This is a genomic window from Virgibacillus siamensis, from assembly GCF_039522605.1.
GTDB lineage: Bacteria > Bacillota > Bacilli > Bacillales > Amphibacillaceae > Lentibacillus > Lentibacillus siamensis.
In genome coordinates, this window is the sequence record NZ_BAAADS010000015.1 from 119,416 (window position 1) to 136,000 (window position 16,585).

A 16,585-nucleotide genomic window follows, 5' to 3' on the forward strand; every position below is an offset into this window, starting at 1 on the left:
CCGATTAGTTTTTTACGCCATCAATTTCCATTAAGGATCGTGCTTTGTGCATGGTTTCGTAGTATTCCTTTTCCGGATCAGAATCCTGTACAATGCCAGCGCCGGCCTGTAAATATGCCTTGTTGTTGGTTATCATAAGGGAGCGGATTGCCAAGGAAAAGTTCAAATCATGATTGAAGTTGATGTAGCCGACCCCACCGCCATAAGCACCGCGTCTTGTATCTTCCAGGTCATTAATGATTTGCATGGCCCGCGTTCGTGGCGCCCCGGATACTGTGCCGGCGGGTAAACAGGTTAGCAGTGCATCAATACTCGAGTATGCTGGATGTAACGTTCCATGCACTTCCGACACCATGTGCATGACATGTTCGTATTTTTTGACATGCATGTAAGCTGGCACCGTAATCGAATCTTTGTTACAGACCCGTGCAAAATCGTTCCGGCTTAAATCCACCAGCATCTGGTGCTCGGAAATCTCTTTCTTGTCGGTAATTAAATCTTTGACAAGTTCATTATCGTCATCCCGTGAACGAGCACGCGGCCGCGTTCCGGCTATCGGATTTGTAACGATATCTCCGTCTTCCGATTTCAGCAGGCTTTCGGGTGAAGAACCGAGCACCACATAATCGTCAAAATCGATGTAAAACATGTATGGGGAAGGGTTCGCATTTCTCAGTTTCCGGTAAAGTGAAAACGAGTCCCCGTTCACCGCTGCGATCATCCGTTGTGACAATACGACTTGTAAGACCTCGCCACGCTCAATGGACTCCTTGGCAATTTCCACATTGCGCATAAATTGTTCTTTATCCATACTGGGCTGAAAATTAACTTCAACATCACGCGCTTGATCTACGCCAGCCGCCGGAACTAATGCCTGCTCCAGTTTTTTCAGTCGTTCATCCAGTCTCTGTTCCGGCTGATCGTCCAGGTTTGTTGCCACCAGGTAAACTTTGTCTTTTCGATGGTCAAAAACGATAACATCTTTATATAGCATGAAATGTGCATCTGGCATGTTTACTTCATCAGGCAGTTCCTCACCAATATTTTCAAGCGGACGAATCGCATCATATCCCAGATAACCAATCGCGCCGCCGAAAAATGGAAAAGGGAGGGTGATATCTTTTTTGGGAAAAATGTCTTGTAAAATGGATACAATCGGCTTATCATGGGTTGCCGTGGTTGATTTGCGGTGATCGCTGACCATTGTCTCATTCTGATTGCCTACGAACTCCTGATACGGATTTGCCCCGATAAAGGAGAATTTTCCGTTCGCTTCATGCTGGAATGAACTTTCCAGAAGAAACTTCTTTTCACCCTTTAAATTGCTGTATATTCCAATAGGCGTCAGCATGTCGGCATTATGTTCGGTGAATTTGCACGGTAATGTTTTTGTGTTCAAACAGATCAGCTCCTTTTTGATATTGGAAAAACTCGGCATGCGCCTCATTTTAATAGCTCAAATAAAAAATCCCCTGCAAAGGCATGCTACATGCATTTGCAGAGGACGATTGTGACCGTGGTGCCACCTCATTTGAAGAAAAAATCTTCAACTCATTTCAGATACGTGGAAACAGGGGAGGGTCAGCCCTGTTCCATATATCCTATCCGTGTAACGGCGGAACTCCGTGTTTCCGTACTGTTTTTCAGGAAACCTCTCGTAAGTCCATTCGGCTGCCATTCACGTACCGGTATTTCACCATCACCGGTTCTCTGTAACGCTGCAGTACAGCTTACTCCTCTTACTCAATGATTTAATATATATCTATTTATGGAAGTACAAAAAAAGGGTCCCCATCCATCGAAAGGACGGGAGACCCGTGGTGCCACCTTTATTAGCTGAAATCAGCTCACTTTGGCAATATAAAACAGATGTTTTATATTAATCCCAGGTAACGATGGGATGGTTCGCCAAAGCCTACTGTACAAAACAAGTTCGGTTTGGAACTCGGAAGTCCATTCGTCTGCCGGTAACCATTGGCTTGCAGCGACCGCCAACTCTCTGAAGTGTCCCAACAGATTACTAATCTTCGTCTTTGCCGTTCGTATTAAAGTTATTGAGAATAATCATAGGGGAATTTTCTCCGGATGTCAATACATTTTTTAAAAAATTATTCAGACTGTTCATTTTTCACTGTTTCAAACAACCCTTATTGTGCTAAATTAGATATATATGATTTTCAAGAAGGAGTTCTGACGATGGAAAAGAAAAGGGTCGGTATTATTTTCGGCGGAAAATCTGCTGAACATGAGGTATCACTGCAATCGGCGAAAAATATTGTGGACGCAATTGATAAAGATAAATATGATGTTGTCCTGCTTGGGATTGACAAACAGGGGAAATGGCATATCAATGACGAGTCATCATACTTAATTAATGCAGAGAACCCGAAACTGATCAGCCTGAACAAATCAAATGATACCGTGGCAGTTGTTCCGGGTCAGGATCATAATCAGCTGATTCACTCGGAAGATGCCGGAATGCTTGACCAGCTTGATGTGGTGTTTCCAATTGTTCATGGCACCCTTGGAGAGGATGGCAGTCTGCAGGGCATGATGCGCCTGGCGAACCTGCCTTTCGTCGGATCCAGTGTGACGGGATCTGCCGTGTGTATGGATAAAGATATTGCCAAGAGGCTGTTGCGGGATGCGGGGGTGAACGTTGCCAAAGGAAGAGCGTTTACAAGCTTCAACCGGAATAAAATTGATTTTGATCTGTTGCAAGATGAGCTTGGTGTTCCAATGTTTATTAAGCCGGCAAATCAGGGGTCCTCGGTTGGTGTCAGCAAAGTTTCGGAAAGAGCGGCATTTGAGCAGGCAGTCGATGAAGCTTTTCAATACGACCGCAAAATTGTTATCGAGGAAACGCTAGCCGGCCGGGAAATCGAATGTTCCGTGCTGGGCAATGAGGACCCGGCGGCATCGGTACCCGGTGAAATTTTACCGCAAACTGAATTTTATTCGTATGAATCGAAGTACATCGACGAAAGCGGTGCAAAACTGGAAATACCGGCAGATCTCCCGGAAGAGACTGTTGCAAACATTCAGGAGGCTGCAATTAATGCGTTTCAGGCACTGGAGTGTGAAGGGCTCGCCCGTGTTGATTTCTTTTTGAAGGAAAACGGGGAGGTATATGTGAACGAGGTCAATACACTGCCGGGTTTTACGAAAATCAGCATGTATCCGAAACTGTGGGAAGTTAGCGGCATCCCTTATCCGGAATTAATCAATCGCTTGATTGAACTTGCCATCGACCGCCACCAGAAGGGCAGCCTGCTGAAAAGCGCCGTCTGGGAAGATGCATAATGGTTACTTTAAAAACTGCGAAACTTGTAAAAGGTTTCGCAGTTTTTTTGACGGACGCAAAAACGCTGTGAAATGGTAATAGCCTTAATATATCAATCCTTCAGAAAGAAATACGATCCTTTGCGGGAAAATACAGTCCTTCAGGCAGAAATACAATCCTTCAAGAGAAAAAACGATCCCTCAGAGAAAAAGAGTGCCATCGAATCTGGCACTCTTATGCTTTAAACGTTGTAAATTTCTCGTGGACTGGCTTTCTGTCTTTTTTGACTGGTGCCTCATCGAAATAGCCAAGATGCAGGAATCCTGCAATTTTTTCGTTTTCTCCGACATGCAAAATCTCTTTCACTGCCGGATCATAAATGTGCGGATTGGTTTTCCAGACGACCCCAAGCTTTTGTTCCCATGCCAGCAACCAAAAGTTTTGAATCATGCACGCAGTTGCGCCGAAATTTTCATCCCACTGCTTCTGGTTATCCGGCTCATCCATCACAACAACAAGGAATGCGGTTGGCTCACTTAGATACTCTCTGCGGTTTTCCTGTCGTTCCTCTGGATATGTGGCAGCGACTTTTTCAGCAAACGCATCCTTTTCTTCCGGACCGACGAAAATAAATCGCCATGGCTGCCGCATCCCATGTGTAGGTGCCCAGCTGGCGTTTTCCAATAGTTCCATCACTGTTTCTTCAGTAACCGGTTTATTGTTATATCCCTTTTTGACGGCGCGGCGTTCACGGATGACCGTTGCCAGGGCAGTTGATTGATTTGTATTCTCCATTTAGTTTCCTCCTAGCTCAATAAATGAAAACCATTATCAATTAGATTGTAGCGGATTATGCAAAATAAATCAATATGAGCTGTTTTAAAAGGTCATACCATGTGATTAGTGTCACGGTAAATCCTGATCCGTTTGGTATACTTGGTTTATAAATAACATTGAAAGGCTGTGAAAAAATGCACGTATTACCAGTAGACCATTCCATTACGAACCCGAAGCAGGCTTCAAAGCTATTTCAGGGGGACCACCGGGAAATTATGCACCTTAAACTTAAAGAAGGCGAAGAAATTAAGGAGCATGATTCGCCCAAGCATGTTTTTATTTTTGTCAAAAGCGGTGAAGTCGAGTTCACGGTAACCGGTAAGACTCATATAATCAGTACGGAAAAGGTATTGTATATGGAACCATACGAACGGCATGCACTAAAAGCACTGAGTGATGTGTCCATCCTGGTGATGAAATGCTGATTGAAATGGTCCGGGAATTTAGATACGATACAGATAAAAAGGGGGACACAAATTGGATAAATTTATGCAGCGTGCCGTTGAATTGGCGGCAAAAAATGTACAGGATGGCGGACAGCCGTTTGGCGCAGTGCTGGTAAAGAACGATAACCTGGTAACAGAAGGTGTAAATGAATTGCATAAGCATTTCGATGTAAGCGGGCACGCTGAGATGCTTGCTATCCGCCGTGCACAGAAAAAGATGCATACTTCAGTTCTGGAAGGTTATACAATGTACGCGAGCGGGGAACCGTGTCCGATGTGCCTGGCTGCAATGCAGTTTGCTGGAATTGATAACGTGTATTATTGTGCAACTGTTGATGATGCACAAGATGCCGGCCTCGGAAAATCAAAACAAATTTACAAAGACCTTTCGAAACCAAAAGAGGAACGCAACCTTAACATGATTCATATGCCGTTGGAGGAAGGGCAGGACGACCCTATGAAAATGTGGCGGGAAAGAAGCTAATTTGACAGCAGTTCATCTAATCGCTATGATAAAAGAAATGAAACGAAAAGGAGGACATATCCGACAATGAAGTAAGCAGCGTATTTCCAAAAAGTTTGAATCAACTCAAACGAATGTTTCTGCCTGCATGAAACGATGGGATACGTGTGTGTGCTTATATCGGATAGCCTTATTTAGCTTGGTGACAACCAAGTTTTCTACTATTTTCTTTTAGGTTGGTATATCCATATGTCCATGTGATTGTTCTCAGGCAGAGACGGATTTCATGGGGGTATGGATATGTTTGTTTTTAAGGCAAATAAACTCTGTAAAGATTGGAACGGTGTAACACTTTTTAAAAACGTTAACCTTGAGTTGAAGAAAGGTGAGCATGTGGCGTTGTTCGGACGAAACGGTGTCGGGAAAACAACACTGCTCAATGGATTGTTTGGGAAAACACAATTTGATGCAGGGTTTGTTCAGCGATTTGTTCCTGTAGATAAATGGGGACCTCCCCTCCTGGAGCAGGAACTGGACATCAATTCAGAAGTTACTGTGATGGATTTTGTCCAAAGTGCTTCCGGGGAACGGTTTAAGTTAAAAAAAGAACTGGAAAAATTACAGACACAGTCCGAATTTGATATGGAGAGGTATAGTGATGTTTACAATAAGTTTTTGGCATTGGATGGCTACCAGCTGGATCAGGAAACAAAAGCAGCGCTCCAACAGGTGAATTTGGATTGGTCTGTGTGGAACAGCCCCTACAGCCAATTGAGCGGCGGGCAAAAAACGCGTGCACAGTTAGCCAGGCTGGTGCTGCAACAGCCGGAATGCATTGTGATGGATGAGCCGACAAACCATCTGGATAAAGAATCGATTGAGTGGCTGGAATCGTGGCTCGTTGACTATTCCGGTGCTGTTTTATATGTGTCACATGACAGACTATTTTTGGACCGGACAGCAGATGCGATTTATGAATTGAATGCTGAAGGATGCAAGCGGTATGAAGGCGGGTATACCAAATATCGTGAGCAAAAGGAATTGGAGTGGAGGACAGAGGAAACGCAGTACCGAAAACAGGAGCAGCAGCGAAAAGAATTGATGCAGACCATCCAAAATTATCAGAAATGGTTCCATCAGGCACACAAAGCGGCAGGACAGGATGATTTTGCCCGCGCCAAGGCCAAGAAAAACGTCTCCAGATTTAAGGCGAAGGAAAAAGAGTTGGAGCGCTTGGATCAGAACAAGATCGAAAAACCGGAAGCGGATAAGAAGATCAATTTCCAACTGGATGATGTCCAATTTTCGGCGAAACGGCTGTTGCACGCGGAGGATTTGTCGTTTTCCTACGTCAAAGAAATGCCGTTGTTCACCGCGTTAAATTTCTCGGTGTATCGCGGCGACCGTGTCGGTGTTATTGGCCCGAATGGATCGGGGAAATCAACGTTGCTTAAACTGATGTCCAGACATCTGACACCTGACCAAGGTTGTATAAGGCGGAACCCGCAGACCAAAATCGGCTACTTTGCCCAGGAACTTGATAATCTGGATGATGATAGGACGATTCTGGACAGTATGCTGGAATTGCCTGATATGACAAAATCGGAGGCACGAACAATTCTTGGCTGTTTTTTGTTTTCCAGAGAAACGGTATTTAAAAAAATCGCTTCATTAAGCATGGGCGAAAAATGCCGTGTTGCATTTATCCGCTTGTATTTCAGTGATGCAAATTTGCTTGTACTCGACGAACCAACAAATTTTTTGGATGTCGATACAAGAGAAATTATTGAGGATGTGCTCGTATCATACGACGGGGCATTGATTGTCGTATCACATGACCGGTACCTGATCCGGAAAATTGCCAACAGGATTGTGGATCTCGGCGAAAATCAATTGGTAACCTTTGATGGAACGTATGATGAATATGAAGCACATGTACAAAATCCGGATAATGTTTCGCCAAATGTTCATGAACTTCAGTTGCGGTTGACCCGGCTGATGGGCATGGAGGCAGATTCAGACGAAGAGCAGGAACGAATCATGCAGGAAATCCGGATGATTCATCAAACGCTTGATGAATTGACATAAATTCCCGATAATGGGGGATAAAGCATTGTGTTTGGAGGTCTATGATGAACACAGTTATTGAAACAGCATTACGTGAAGCAGGTGATGATACGAAGCCGGCAACGGTAAAAAAATCGCATGGCGGCTCCATCAATGAGAGTTATTTTGTGGAGACGGGACAGCAGAAATATTTCATTAAATACCACCCGAATGCCCCGGAACGATTTTTTGAATTGGAAGCAAAAGGGCTGGAGCGGATTAAGCAAACAAACTCCATTTCTGTTCCGGATGTAATGGCGTATTCTGATGATAAAGGAAGTGCCTATCTGGTGCTGGAATGGGTGGAAGGCTCCAAAACAGCACAAACCGAAAGCATGCTGGGTGACCGGATTGCCCGGATGCATCAGGCAGTTGGCGAGCAGCATGGTTTTTCCGATGATACATTTATCGGGGTATTGCCGCAGCCGAATGGACTGTTCAACAGCTGGGTGGAATATTACCGTGACCGTCGGCTGGCCGCACAGTTGAAGCAGGGAATCAATCAAAAGAGCATTACGGGAAAGCGGCGTGATCGGCTGGAAAAACTGATTAATGATCTGGACAAGTGGATTCCGATTGATGCTGCCCCGTCCTATCTGCACGGTGATTTATGGGGTGGTAACTGGCTGGTTGGTGCTGGTGGTATACCATATGTGATCGATCCGTCATTTCTCTATGGTGACCGTCATTTCGAACTGGCGTTTACTGAACTTTTTGGCGGATATTCCGCTGACTTTTATCAGGCTTATAAAGAGCGTTTTCCGCTGATGCCAGATTATGAGGATGTTAAACCGTTGTACCAGTTGTATTATTTGCTTGTTCACCTGAATATTTTTGGTGAAATGTATGGTGGAGCAGTCGATTCTGTTCTGAAACAATACGTTGGCAAATAGTTTTTGACACATTCTTGTTGCACTTGGAGAAGGTTGCGTGTAGTTTGTCACATCCCGCATTGCCGGAAATGTTGTATGATAGGGTAGGATTGGATATAGCTTGTTGGGGGGAATGAAGGTGACTTTCTATGACCTGCTTGTTTTTGTACATGTTTTTTCAGCAATATTAGGACTGGGCCCCGGTTTTGTGATGATTTATATTGTAACGAAAGCAAACAATTTAACCGAATTGAAACATGCCTACATCATCCGGAACAGGCTGCACATCTTTGTAATGGTTGGCGGAACATTGCTTTTGATTACCGGGCTATGGATGGGATTGCTGCACCATTATTTATTTCAGCAAGGATGGTATGTGACAAGTCTTGTATTGTACCTGATTGCGCTTGGATTCGGCCCGACCGTTTTATCACCACGTTCCAAACCGGTAAAAGCATTGCTGGAAAAATCAAACGGGGAAGAAATACCACCCGAATATTTCATTCTTTCCAAGAAGCTGTTTTTCTTTGAGCGTATTGAAAACACACTATTTTTAATTGTGATTGCATTGATGATATTGAAGCCGTTTTGACAAGGCTAATGGAGTAGCTGATGTATCGGGAGAAAAATAGATTATATCGGCAGAACAGCAAACATATCGGGATAAGAACGATTATATCGTGAGAATAAAAAATATCAACGGAACAATAGCAACAACAACGATACCTCGCAATAATTAAAAAGGGAGCATACAACAATTTGTAAGCTCCCGTCTTGTTTATGCAGTAACCTTCTTTTTTAATATGCCCGCCATTATCGCTGTAATGACAGCGCCGATGATAATGGATGCAAGATAGAGCAATGCTTGGCCTAGGCCGCCAACCAGGCCGATGACAAAGATGCCGCCATGTGGCGCGCGCAGGCCAATATCAAACAGCATGCTCAGGCCACCCGCAACGGCCGCTCCGACCATGGTTGACGGGATTACCCGTGCAGGATCGGCTGCCGCAAACGGGATGACACCTTCCGTAACGAAGCAGATGCCAAGCGGATAGGCGGTTTTGCCGGCTTCCCGTTCTTCTTTGGAATAACGATTCTTAAACAATGTAGTCGAAATTGCCATTCCAAGCGGTGGAACCATACCACCGGCCATGACGGCAGCCATGAATGCATAGTTTCCTGCATCAAGCATAGCGATACCGAACGTGTATGCAGCCTTGTTAACCGGACCGCCCATGTCAAAGGCCATCATCGCGCCTAAAATAATACCGACAATAATCTGGTTAGTGCCGCCCATACTTTCCAGGAAAGTCGAGATGCCAGTATAAACCTGTGTCAGCGGCGGGTTGATTACCATCATAATCAGTCCTGTGATGGCAATGCTGAATAATGGGTAAAATAATACCGGTTTTAATCCTTCGAGTGCATCCGGTAGGCCTGAAAAGATTTTCTTGATCAGTACGGTCAAATAGCCTGCCAGAAAACCTGCAATAAGTCCGCCGAGAAAGCCTGATCCGCCGGTTGCACCTTCTGCGCCTGAAACCGTGATGGCTATTAAGCCGCCGACCATACCTGGTGCAAAGCCAGGCCGGTCAGCGATACTGGATGCGATAAATCCGGCTAGAACAGGAACCATCAGGAAGAATGCTTTCCCGCCGCCAATCGTATTGAGCATCGCGGCAAACGCATTGTATTGGGAACTTTCCGGATCAGCCGAATTGATACCCCACAGAAAAGAAAGGGCGATTAAAATACCACCGCCGACAACAAATGGCAGCATGTTGGAAACACCATTCATCAGATGTTTGTAAAATCCGCTTCGTCCATCTTTCTCAGAAGACGTTTCGCTGGCTGATGCTTCATGTTCATATACCGGCGCATTTTCATTAACCGCGCGATTCAGCAAATCTTCCGCTTCATGAATTGCTTTGCCGACACCGGTTTCAATGACAGGTTTACCGTGAAAGCGGGACATTTCAACTTTTGTATCTGCTGCTACAATAATTGTGTCCGCTTCTTCAATGTCCTTCTCTGTTAGCCTGTTTTTAACGCCACCAGAACCATTTGTTTCCACCTTGATGGAAATTCCCATATCATTGGCAGTTTCCGATAATTTTTCGGCTGCCATGTACGTGTGCGCGATACCGGTTGGACAGGCAGTTACTGCAAGAATTCTTTGATCTGACCCGGCAGATTCTTCTTCTGTTGGCCCATCGACCTCGTTTTCCTTGTCATTAACTGCCTGCAGCACCTCTTCCTCAGACGTTGCATCGAGCACTTGTTGCCGGAAGTTTTCGTCCATCAGAAAAGTTGATAAGCGGGAAAGCGCCTCCAGATGGTCATTGTTGGCACCTTCACTTGCTGCAATCATGAAAAATAAATTGGCGGGTTGTCCATCCAGCGATTCAAAGTCAACCCCGGATTTAGATCGTCCGAACGCAATGGCTGGTGTTTTAACTGCGGCTGACTTGGCGTGCGGAATGGCGATTCCTTCTCCGATACCGGTCGTGCTCTGTTCTTCCCGCTCCATTATGCTATTTTTGAAAGCCTCCTTGTCCTCCAGTTTACCGGCATGGTCAAGCTGATCTGCTAATTCGTCAAGCACTTCCTGTTTGGAATCGGCATGCAGGTCAAGAATGATTGTTTCATTGCTTAACAGTTCCGTTATCTTCATTTTGTCACATCCTTTTTAAAGTTGATTAATACGAACTTCCGAAACAAGTGAGGCTACATCTTCTTTGCTGCATAAATCCATCTGGAAAGCAGTTGCACTCCCAGCAGCAACACCGTACCGAAATGCTTCTTCAGGATTCTGGTTTTGTAAATACGATGCAATAAAGCCTGATACCAATGAGTCCCCTGCTCCGACTGTATTCACTGCTGTTCCATCAGGCGGCGTGGCATCCCATTTGCTATTTCCCGAAACAAGCAGAGCGCCTTCCTTCCCCATAGAAACGATAACGTGTTCAACATCATCAGTTAGCCTTGTGGCGTAATGAAATGCTTCGCTTTTACTTGTAATTGTGGTATCAAATAGTTGGCCAAGTTCATCCTGATTCGGTTTGATCAGGAAAGGCCTGGTTGAAATCAACCTGGCAAGAGCAGGACCTGATGTATCCAGCACGAATCGAATTCCACATTTGGAACAATTTTCTGCAAGTTGCTGGTAAAAAGATGCTGGAATCGAATCCGGCAGACTGCCTGCAAGTACGAACCAATCACCTTCATGCAGTACGTTGATTTTTTCCAGTAACAAGGCTTGCTGCTCCGGTGCTATTTTGGGTCCTGGACCGTTTAACTCAGTTTCTTTACCGGATTTTATTTTGACGTTAATTCGTGTTATTCCGTTTGTATCAATAAAATCAGTATGAATTCCTTCTTGCTGTAAAAAATCCGCAATATAGTCTCCGGTAAATCCACCGGTAAATCCAAGTGCTGTGCTTTGAACACTCAACCGCTTCAGCACTCTCGATACATTGATGCCTTTACCTCCTGGATAATAATACACGTCATTTGCACGGTTTAATGTGCCGGTATTAAAGTCCGAAAGATATGTTGTGTAGTCAATGGATGGCGTAAATGTACATGTGTAGATCAAGTGGATACCTCCGTGACGTCTGTTCGTTCAGCCAAATGCTGTATTTCATTTTTTTGCAGATTGCCAGTAATCAGTGCTGCATCAGATAAGTCGTAAATCTTTGCGAAACTGACCTGATTGTATTTTGCATGATCCGCCAGCACGTAAGATTTTTTTGCCATTGTGGAAGCCGTGTATTTAACGTGGGCTTCGTCCGGATCAGGCGTCGTATAGCCATATAATATATGATACCCATTCACACCAAGAAAACATTTATCAAATCGGTAATTTTTCAATGACTGAATTGCCTGTGGTCCAATTAATGCGCTTGTCTTGGATTTAATTAGGCCGCCGGTTAAATACGTTTGGATGTCATTTTCAATTAATGCATCCAAATGTGTTAACCCGTTCGTCACAACGACAACATCTTTCTCCTTCAGAAAAGGGATCAGCTGTAAAGTAGTTGTGCCTGCATCAAGGAAAATACAGTCACCATCACTCACGAATGACGCTGCATGTTTGGCTATTGCTCGTTTTTCCTGAATGTTTTTGGCTGATTTTTCAGTGATGCTGTATTCTTTTCGTTTTCGTTCCGTTAATGTTGCACCACCATGAATCCGTGCCAGTTCACCATTATTCTCAAGGGTCGATAAATCCCGTCTGATGGTCGACTCGGAAGCATTTGTTTTATCGATGATGTCCTGCAATGTAATGGTTTGTTTATCCTGCAATAAATTTAAAATCGTTTGATGCCGTTCTGTTGTAAGCATGTTACCACCTTGTATTTTTATTTGAGTTCAGTATAAAGCAAGCGGTTGCAAAAATCAATCATAAACAATCAAAATTAATCAATTTCAATCAGAGTTGTCTGTTATGTTTATTCAAGATATAATCGGGAATTATAGATTGGAAATAGACGGAGAGGAGGATGATGAATGCGTAACGTGAAACTGGAAGATATTTTTACACACCCGGTTACACAGAAACACTTGGGAAGGTCCGGGGTCGCCCATGCCATTGCCGTCGCGGAATATGCTTATATGTTTGCCAAACGGTATCAGGCAGATCCTGATCTTGCAACTAAAGCTGCACTGCTGCATGATGTGGGCCATTACAATTGGTATCGTAATGGCGAATGGGATTACGAACTGTACAAGGAAAATGATATTCATGCCATTAAAGGGGCGAGCCGTGCGCACAAGCTGCTGATTCGAATTGGTGAGGATCCGGAAGCAGCAAAAGAAATTGCGGTTGCCATTTTACTGCACACGGATTCCTATTTGCCTAACGGTGAATTGAAATTAAAACCGCTTCAAAAAGTTGTGGCACTGGCAGATGAAGCAGATGAGGAAACCGGTGGAAACCATCATTATAAAACAGTTGCCGATCATATGGCATTGGAGCGGATTCGTGCACTTGATGCCCGTATCGACAGTGAGATGAAACAACCGCATGAAATTGGATAATCAATGCATCAAAAAAGCGCACATTTTTTATGCGCGCTCCTCATTTCATTTCTTCCCTAAAAATTCTTCTAGCGTAATGCCTTTTTTCATGATTTCGGTGGCAGCCTTTTCCCCGACATAACGGAGATGCCATGGTTCGTACTGATATTTCGTGATCGTTTCTTTGTCTTTCGGGTAGCGGATGATAAAGCCATATTCCGCTGCGTGTTCCTTCAGCCATTGTCCTTCATCGGTTTTTCCGAAATCAGTGTTTAAATGGAACCCGACATCAGGGCTGGTAACATCCATTGTCAGTCCTGTCTGGTGCTCGCTTTCACCTGGACGGGCGCTGACATTATTGGCGGCTTCTTCGCCATATGCCTCCACATTGGAAGCGAAAATGGCATCCTGTCTGTCATATGACCTGTATCCGGATTGCGCAAACAGCTCAAGCCCTGCCTGATCGTTTGCTGCATGAAACAATTTCTCCAGCGCATTTGCGGCAACTTTCCGCATCTGTTTTTTTTCATGAAACCCGTCAAACGGAAAATTCACATCAGGTACGACCAGATTTTTTGGTTTGAAGCCATCCGGCAAAGAATGTTCTTTATTTACGAGCTCAAGGACTTCATGCGGATTCGTTACAACTTTTTTATTGCCATCCGGTTTGTTTAACGCGGATCCGGGAGTCAGGGTTTTGTTTGAATCCAGTTTTTGCTGTAACGCCTTTTTGGTCACTTTGTTATAAATTCCGGTAATCGGCAGTCTTCCCTGTTGCATTTGAAAGTCTGTAACAGCCCAGGTAGTCATCTCGTCAAACTTACTTGTGATTGAAATCTGGTAGCCGAGCTGATTCAATACCTGCTGCAATGCCTTCACATCTTCGCCCTGATCCGTTTTCTGCAACACAGGTTCAGGCAGTGTTGCTTTATTCTGGTCAGGCGTCTCGTTTTTATTGGCCGTATTTTTTTCACTGTTTGGTGCCTGGCTGCTGGTTTGTGTGCCATCATTTGTACAGGCAACCGTTAAAAGCACCACTGCAACAAGTGCCGCAGCTATTGGCAGAACCTTCTTCAACATCATATTCTCTCCCCGTCTTTTCTATATCTTTACACATCATAACACTTGGATAAATTCGCCGTCCATGTCATTTATAATTATAATTTTTGTGTGAAAATTCCATGATTTGCGGTAGACTGGAATCAGGAAGTTTTGAAAAGTAATTAAATGGGATCTTGAATGTTAACTGCAAATTTTATGAAGGAGGTTACGTTTGTGACAGAGATTGTAAGTGTTAAGTGGCTTGCAGAACAAATGAAGGAGCACCCGGAAAACATTGTAATTGTTGATGTTCGTTTTCAGTTGACGGACGATCAAGCAGGCAGAAAGACGTATTTGGACGGGCATATTCCAGGTGCAGTGTATTTGGATTTAAATAAGGATTTATCCGATAAACCGGCGAAACATGGCGGAAATCATCCATTGCCGGATATGGAAACCTTTACGGCGAAAATCGGTCATATCGGTATTGATAATGATACGACGGTGGTTGTCTATGGAAAGGGTAATGATATGTTTGCCGGTCGCTTGTGGTGGCTGCTGCGGTATGTTGGGCATGAAAAGGCTTATATACTGGACGGTGGATTTGAAGAGTGGGTCAGTCAGGGTTATGAAGTTTCAACTGATATTCCGAAGCTGGAAGCAAAGTCATTTAAACCAAGTATTCAGGAAGATGCAGCAGTTGATATGGAACAGGTAAAAGAAAAGCTTGATAAACAGTCTGCCATTTTAATAGATTCGCGCGGGAAAGACAGGTATCTGGGAAAAACTGAACCACTTTATGCGAAGGCGGGTCATATTCCGGGGGCCAAAAACTATTTTTGGAAAAATGTTTTGGATGAAGAAGGCAAATGGAAGAACGAAGCTGACCTAAAAGAAAATTTTAAAGATTTGCCAAAAGATAAAGAGATAATCGTTTCGTGCGGGTCAGGGGTTTCTGCAACGCCAAATGTCCTTGCATTAAAGGCGGCCGGGTTTGAAAATGTTAAACTGTACCCGGGCAGCTACAGTGACTGGATTTCCTATGAAGAAAATGAAGTGGAGAAGAAGGAAGAGTGACAAATGGACAAAAATCGCTGTGAATGGGTAACCAATGAACAAATTTATATCGATTATCACGATTACGAATGGGGAAAACCGACACATGATGACCAGGAACTGTTTGAAATGCTCCTGCTGGAAGGCGCTCAAGCCGGACTAAGCTGGATTACGATTTTGAAACGCCGGGACAATTACCGGAAAGCATTTGATCATTTCGATCCGGTCAAAGTCAGTCAATATGATGATTGGAAAAGAGAAGAATTGCTGCAGGATGAAGGAATTATTCGAAATAAACTTAAGGTAAACGCTTTTATAAACAATGCAAGGCAGTTCCTGAAAATCCAGGAGGAGTACGGCAGTTTTGACAGCTATATTTGGCAGTTTGTTGGCGGTGAACCGGTTTTGAATAATTGGAAGCGGCATGAGGATGTGCCGGATTTCACCGACGAATCGAAACAGATGAGCAAGGACTTAAAGAAACGCGGATTTAAATTTGTCGGTCCAACGATTTGTTATGCTTTCATGCAATCAACGGGTATGGTGAATGATCATACGAAAGATTGTTTTTTGTATCATGGTAATACAGAATAAAGCAGCTTCCTTCCTTTGATGGAAGGAAGCTGTTTTTCTTTCCTGGAGAACACCTCTTGAAATCCATCCGCATATTCTAGTACAATGCGAAAATGTGCGCGTATTTGGATGGGGGGTTATATCGTGAACAGTATTTTTCTCGAGCAGAAGGAGACAAAGAGTAAAGACGAACTGAAACAGGAACTGGATACATTGGAAATACAGCTGTTTCGGATGCAGGAAAATATAAAAGAGATTGCTAAACATGCTGAAGTGATCAGCATTGATCAAACAAAAGACAATGACTGGGTTGTCATTTATGCATATAAAGAAGAATCAACCTGCCAGCTGATGTTGCATAACTGCGCTAGGCCTTATCGTGGAAAATGGAATTCCGCCATTGAAGCAGAATACAAAGATGACAGCAACTTGCACATCGCTGATATAAAGGGCGAGGAAGATAGAGGATATGGTTCAATTCTGATGAAACATTTAAAAGATGTTGTAAGAGAAGATAATGTGCAATACATTACTGGTGACATTGTTAAGCGGGACTTTGACCATGTAGAGCGATTAAAACATTTTTACAGCAAGCATTATTTTGATGTGAAGATAGACCATCAGGAACAGTATGGTAAAATAGTTTGGAATGATGGGTGAGGAAGGCTATTTCTATGTTGTATGGGAGGAAATAGCCTTTCTTTTTTAATAGCACCAGGAAACTATAAAATTTAATACTTGTGTATAATTTTTATATTAATGAAAAGCCCCGTCCGGCTCCAGCGCCCAGCAATAGCAGAGGTTTTGATGGGACGAGCTTTAGCGCAGTCCCAAACTTCACACTTCCTCACTACGATAAAGAAGACTTGCCGATTGGTGAAACCAG

The 16,585-nt window shown here is 43.9% G+C and carries 16 protein-coding genes and 2 other annotated features; of the genes, 10 read left to right on the plus strand and 6 right to left on the minus strand.

Translation table 11 applies throughout. From position 1 onward, the window contains the following. Positions 1-4: 4 nt before the first annotated feature. Positions 5-1,399, minus strand: a complete 1,395-nt coding sequence (gene trpE / locus ABD010_RS10940) for an anthranilate synthase component I (protein ID WP_343812935.1) — start codon at positions 1,397-1,399, stop codon at positions 5-7. A 98-nt stretch (positions 1,400-1,497) separates the two neighbouring features. Then, positions 1,498-1,756 (minus strand) — a binding site (T-box leader). A 43-nt stretch (positions 1,757-1,799) separates the two neighbouring features. Next, positions 1,800-2,043: a binding site (T-box leader), on the minus strand. Between the two features lie 153 nt (positions 2,044-2,196). Here trpE and ddlA point away from each other — a divergent pair. After that, complete coding sequence (gene ddlA / locus ABD010_RS10945) at positions 2,197-3,303, plus strand: D-alanine--D-alanine ligase (RefSeq protein WP_343812937.1); 1,107 nt, start codon at positions 2,197-2,199, stop codon at positions 3,301-3,303. Positions 3,304-3,517: 214 nt separating this feature from the next. Here the strand turns inward: ddlA and ABD010_RS10950 are convergent, their stop codons facing one another. Continuing rightward, a complete protein-coding gene (locus ABD010_RS10950; RefSeq protein WP_343812939.1) occupies positions 3,518-4,078 on the minus strand; it encodes a nitroreductase family protein in 561 nt (186 codons plus the stop codon). Positions 4,079-4,254: 176 nt separating this feature from the next. On the opposite strand from ABD010_RS10950, the gene ABD010_RS10955 reads away from it, so the two are divergent. The 5 genes from ABD010_RS10955 (at position 4,255) to ABD010_RS10975 (ending at position 8,599) form a co-directional block, all read left to right on the plus strand. Next, a complete protein-coding gene (locus ABD010_RS10955) occupies positions 4,255-4,545 on the plus strand; it encodes a cupin domain-containing protein (RefSeq protein WP_343812941.1) in 291 nt (96 codons plus the stop codon). A gap of 52 nt (positions 4,546-4,597) precedes the next feature. Then, positions 4,598-5,050, plus strand: a complete 453-nt coding sequence (locus ABD010_RS10960; RefSeq protein ID WP_343812943.1) for a nucleoside deaminase — start codon at positions 4,598-4,600, stop codon at positions 5,048-5,050. Between the two features lie 279 nt (positions 5,051-5,329). Then, entirely contained in the window at positions 5,330-7,117 is a 1,788-nt protein-coding gene (abc-f, locus tag ABD010_RS10965) for a ribosomal protection-like ABC-F family protein (protein ID WP_343812945.1), read from the plus strand. A gap of 41 nt (positions 7,118-7,158) precedes the next feature. After that, complete coding sequence (locus tag ABD010_RS10970; protein ID WP_343812947.1) at positions 7,159-8,028, plus strand: fructosamine kinase family protein; 870 nt, start codon at positions 7,159-7,161, stop codon at positions 8,026-8,028. Positions 8,029-8,146: 118 nt separating this feature from the next. Further along, positions 8,147-8,599, plus strand: a complete 453-nt coding sequence (locus ABD010_RS10975) for a DUF2269 family protein (protein WP_343812949.1) — start codon at positions 8,147-8,149, stop codon at positions 8,597-8,599. A 186-nt stretch (positions 8,600-8,785) separates the two neighbouring features. On the opposite strand, the gene ABD010_RS10980 is transcribed toward ABD010_RS10975, so the two are convergent. The 3 genes from ABD010_RS10980 to ABD010_RS10990 are packed head-to-tail and all read right to left on the minus strand — an operon-like array spanning position 8,786 to position 12,354. Then, positions 8,786-10,681 carry a PTS fructose transporter subunit IIABC gene (locus ABD010_RS10980; RefSeq protein WP_343812951.1) on the minus strand — a complete coding sequence of 632 codons (1,896 nt, stop codon included), beginning with the start codon at positions 10,679-10,681 and terminating at the stop codon, positions 8,786-8,788. A gap of 15 nt (positions 10,682-10,696) precedes the next feature. Further along, positions 10,697-11,605 (minus strand): 1-phosphofructokinase, encoded by a 909-nt coding sequence (pfkB, locus tag ABD010_RS10985; protein WP_343812953.1) that lies wholly within the window; start codon positions 11,603-11,605, stop codon positions 10,697-10,699. Then, a complete protein-coding gene (locus ABD010_RS10990; protein WP_343812955.1) occupies positions 11,602-12,354 on the minus strand; it encodes a DeoR/GlpR family DNA-binding transcription regulator in 753 nt (250 codons plus the stop codon). Before ABD010_RS10990 ends, pfkB begins: the two co-directional genes overlap by 4 nt. Before the next feature lie 165 nt (positions 12,355-12,519). Here ABD010_RS10990 and ABD010_RS10995 point away from each other — a divergent pair, with 165 nt between their 5' ends. Further along, complete coding sequence (locus ABD010_RS10995; protein WP_343812957.1) at positions 12,520-13,050, plus strand: HD domain-containing protein; 531 nt, start codon at positions 12,520-12,522, stop codon at positions 13,048-13,050. A gap of 45 nt (positions 13,051-13,095) precedes the next feature. On the opposite strand, the gene ABD010_RS11000 is transcribed toward ABD010_RS10995, so the two are convergent. Beyond that, complete coding sequence (locus tag ABD010_RS11000; protein WP_343812959.1) at positions 13,096-14,112, minus strand: D-alanyl-D-alanine carboxypeptidase family protein; 1,017 nt, start codon at positions 14,110-14,112, stop codon at positions 13,096-13,098. A gap of 192 nt (positions 14,113-14,304) precedes the next feature. On the opposite strand from ABD010_RS11000, the gene ABD010_RS11005 reads away from it, so the two are divergent. The 3 genes from ABD010_RS11005 to ABD010_RS11015 all read left to right on the plus strand — a co-directional run bounded on the left by ABD010_RS11005 (position 14,305) and on the right by ABD010_RS11015 (position 16,359). Further along, positions 14,305-15,147 carry a sulfurtransferase gene (locus ABD010_RS11005; RefSeq protein WP_343812961.1) on the plus strand — a complete coding sequence of 281 codons (843 nt, stop codon included), beginning with the start codon at positions 14,305-14,307 and terminating at the stop codon, positions 15,145-15,147. A 3-nt stretch (positions 15,148-15,150) separates the two neighbouring features. Further along, a complete protein-coding gene (locus tag ABD010_RS11010) occupies positions 15,151-15,720 on the plus strand; it encodes a DNA-3-methyladenine glycosylase I (RefSeq protein WP_343812963.1) in 570 nt (189 codons plus the stop codon). 123 nt (positions 15,721-15,843) lie between these two features. Further along, positions 15,844-16,359 (plus strand): hypothetical protein, encoded by a 516-nt coding sequence (locus tag ABD010_RS11015; RefSeq protein ID WP_343812965.1) that lies wholly within the window; start codon positions 15,844-15,846, stop codon positions 16,357-16,359. Positions 16,360-16,585: the final 226 nt, after the last annotated feature.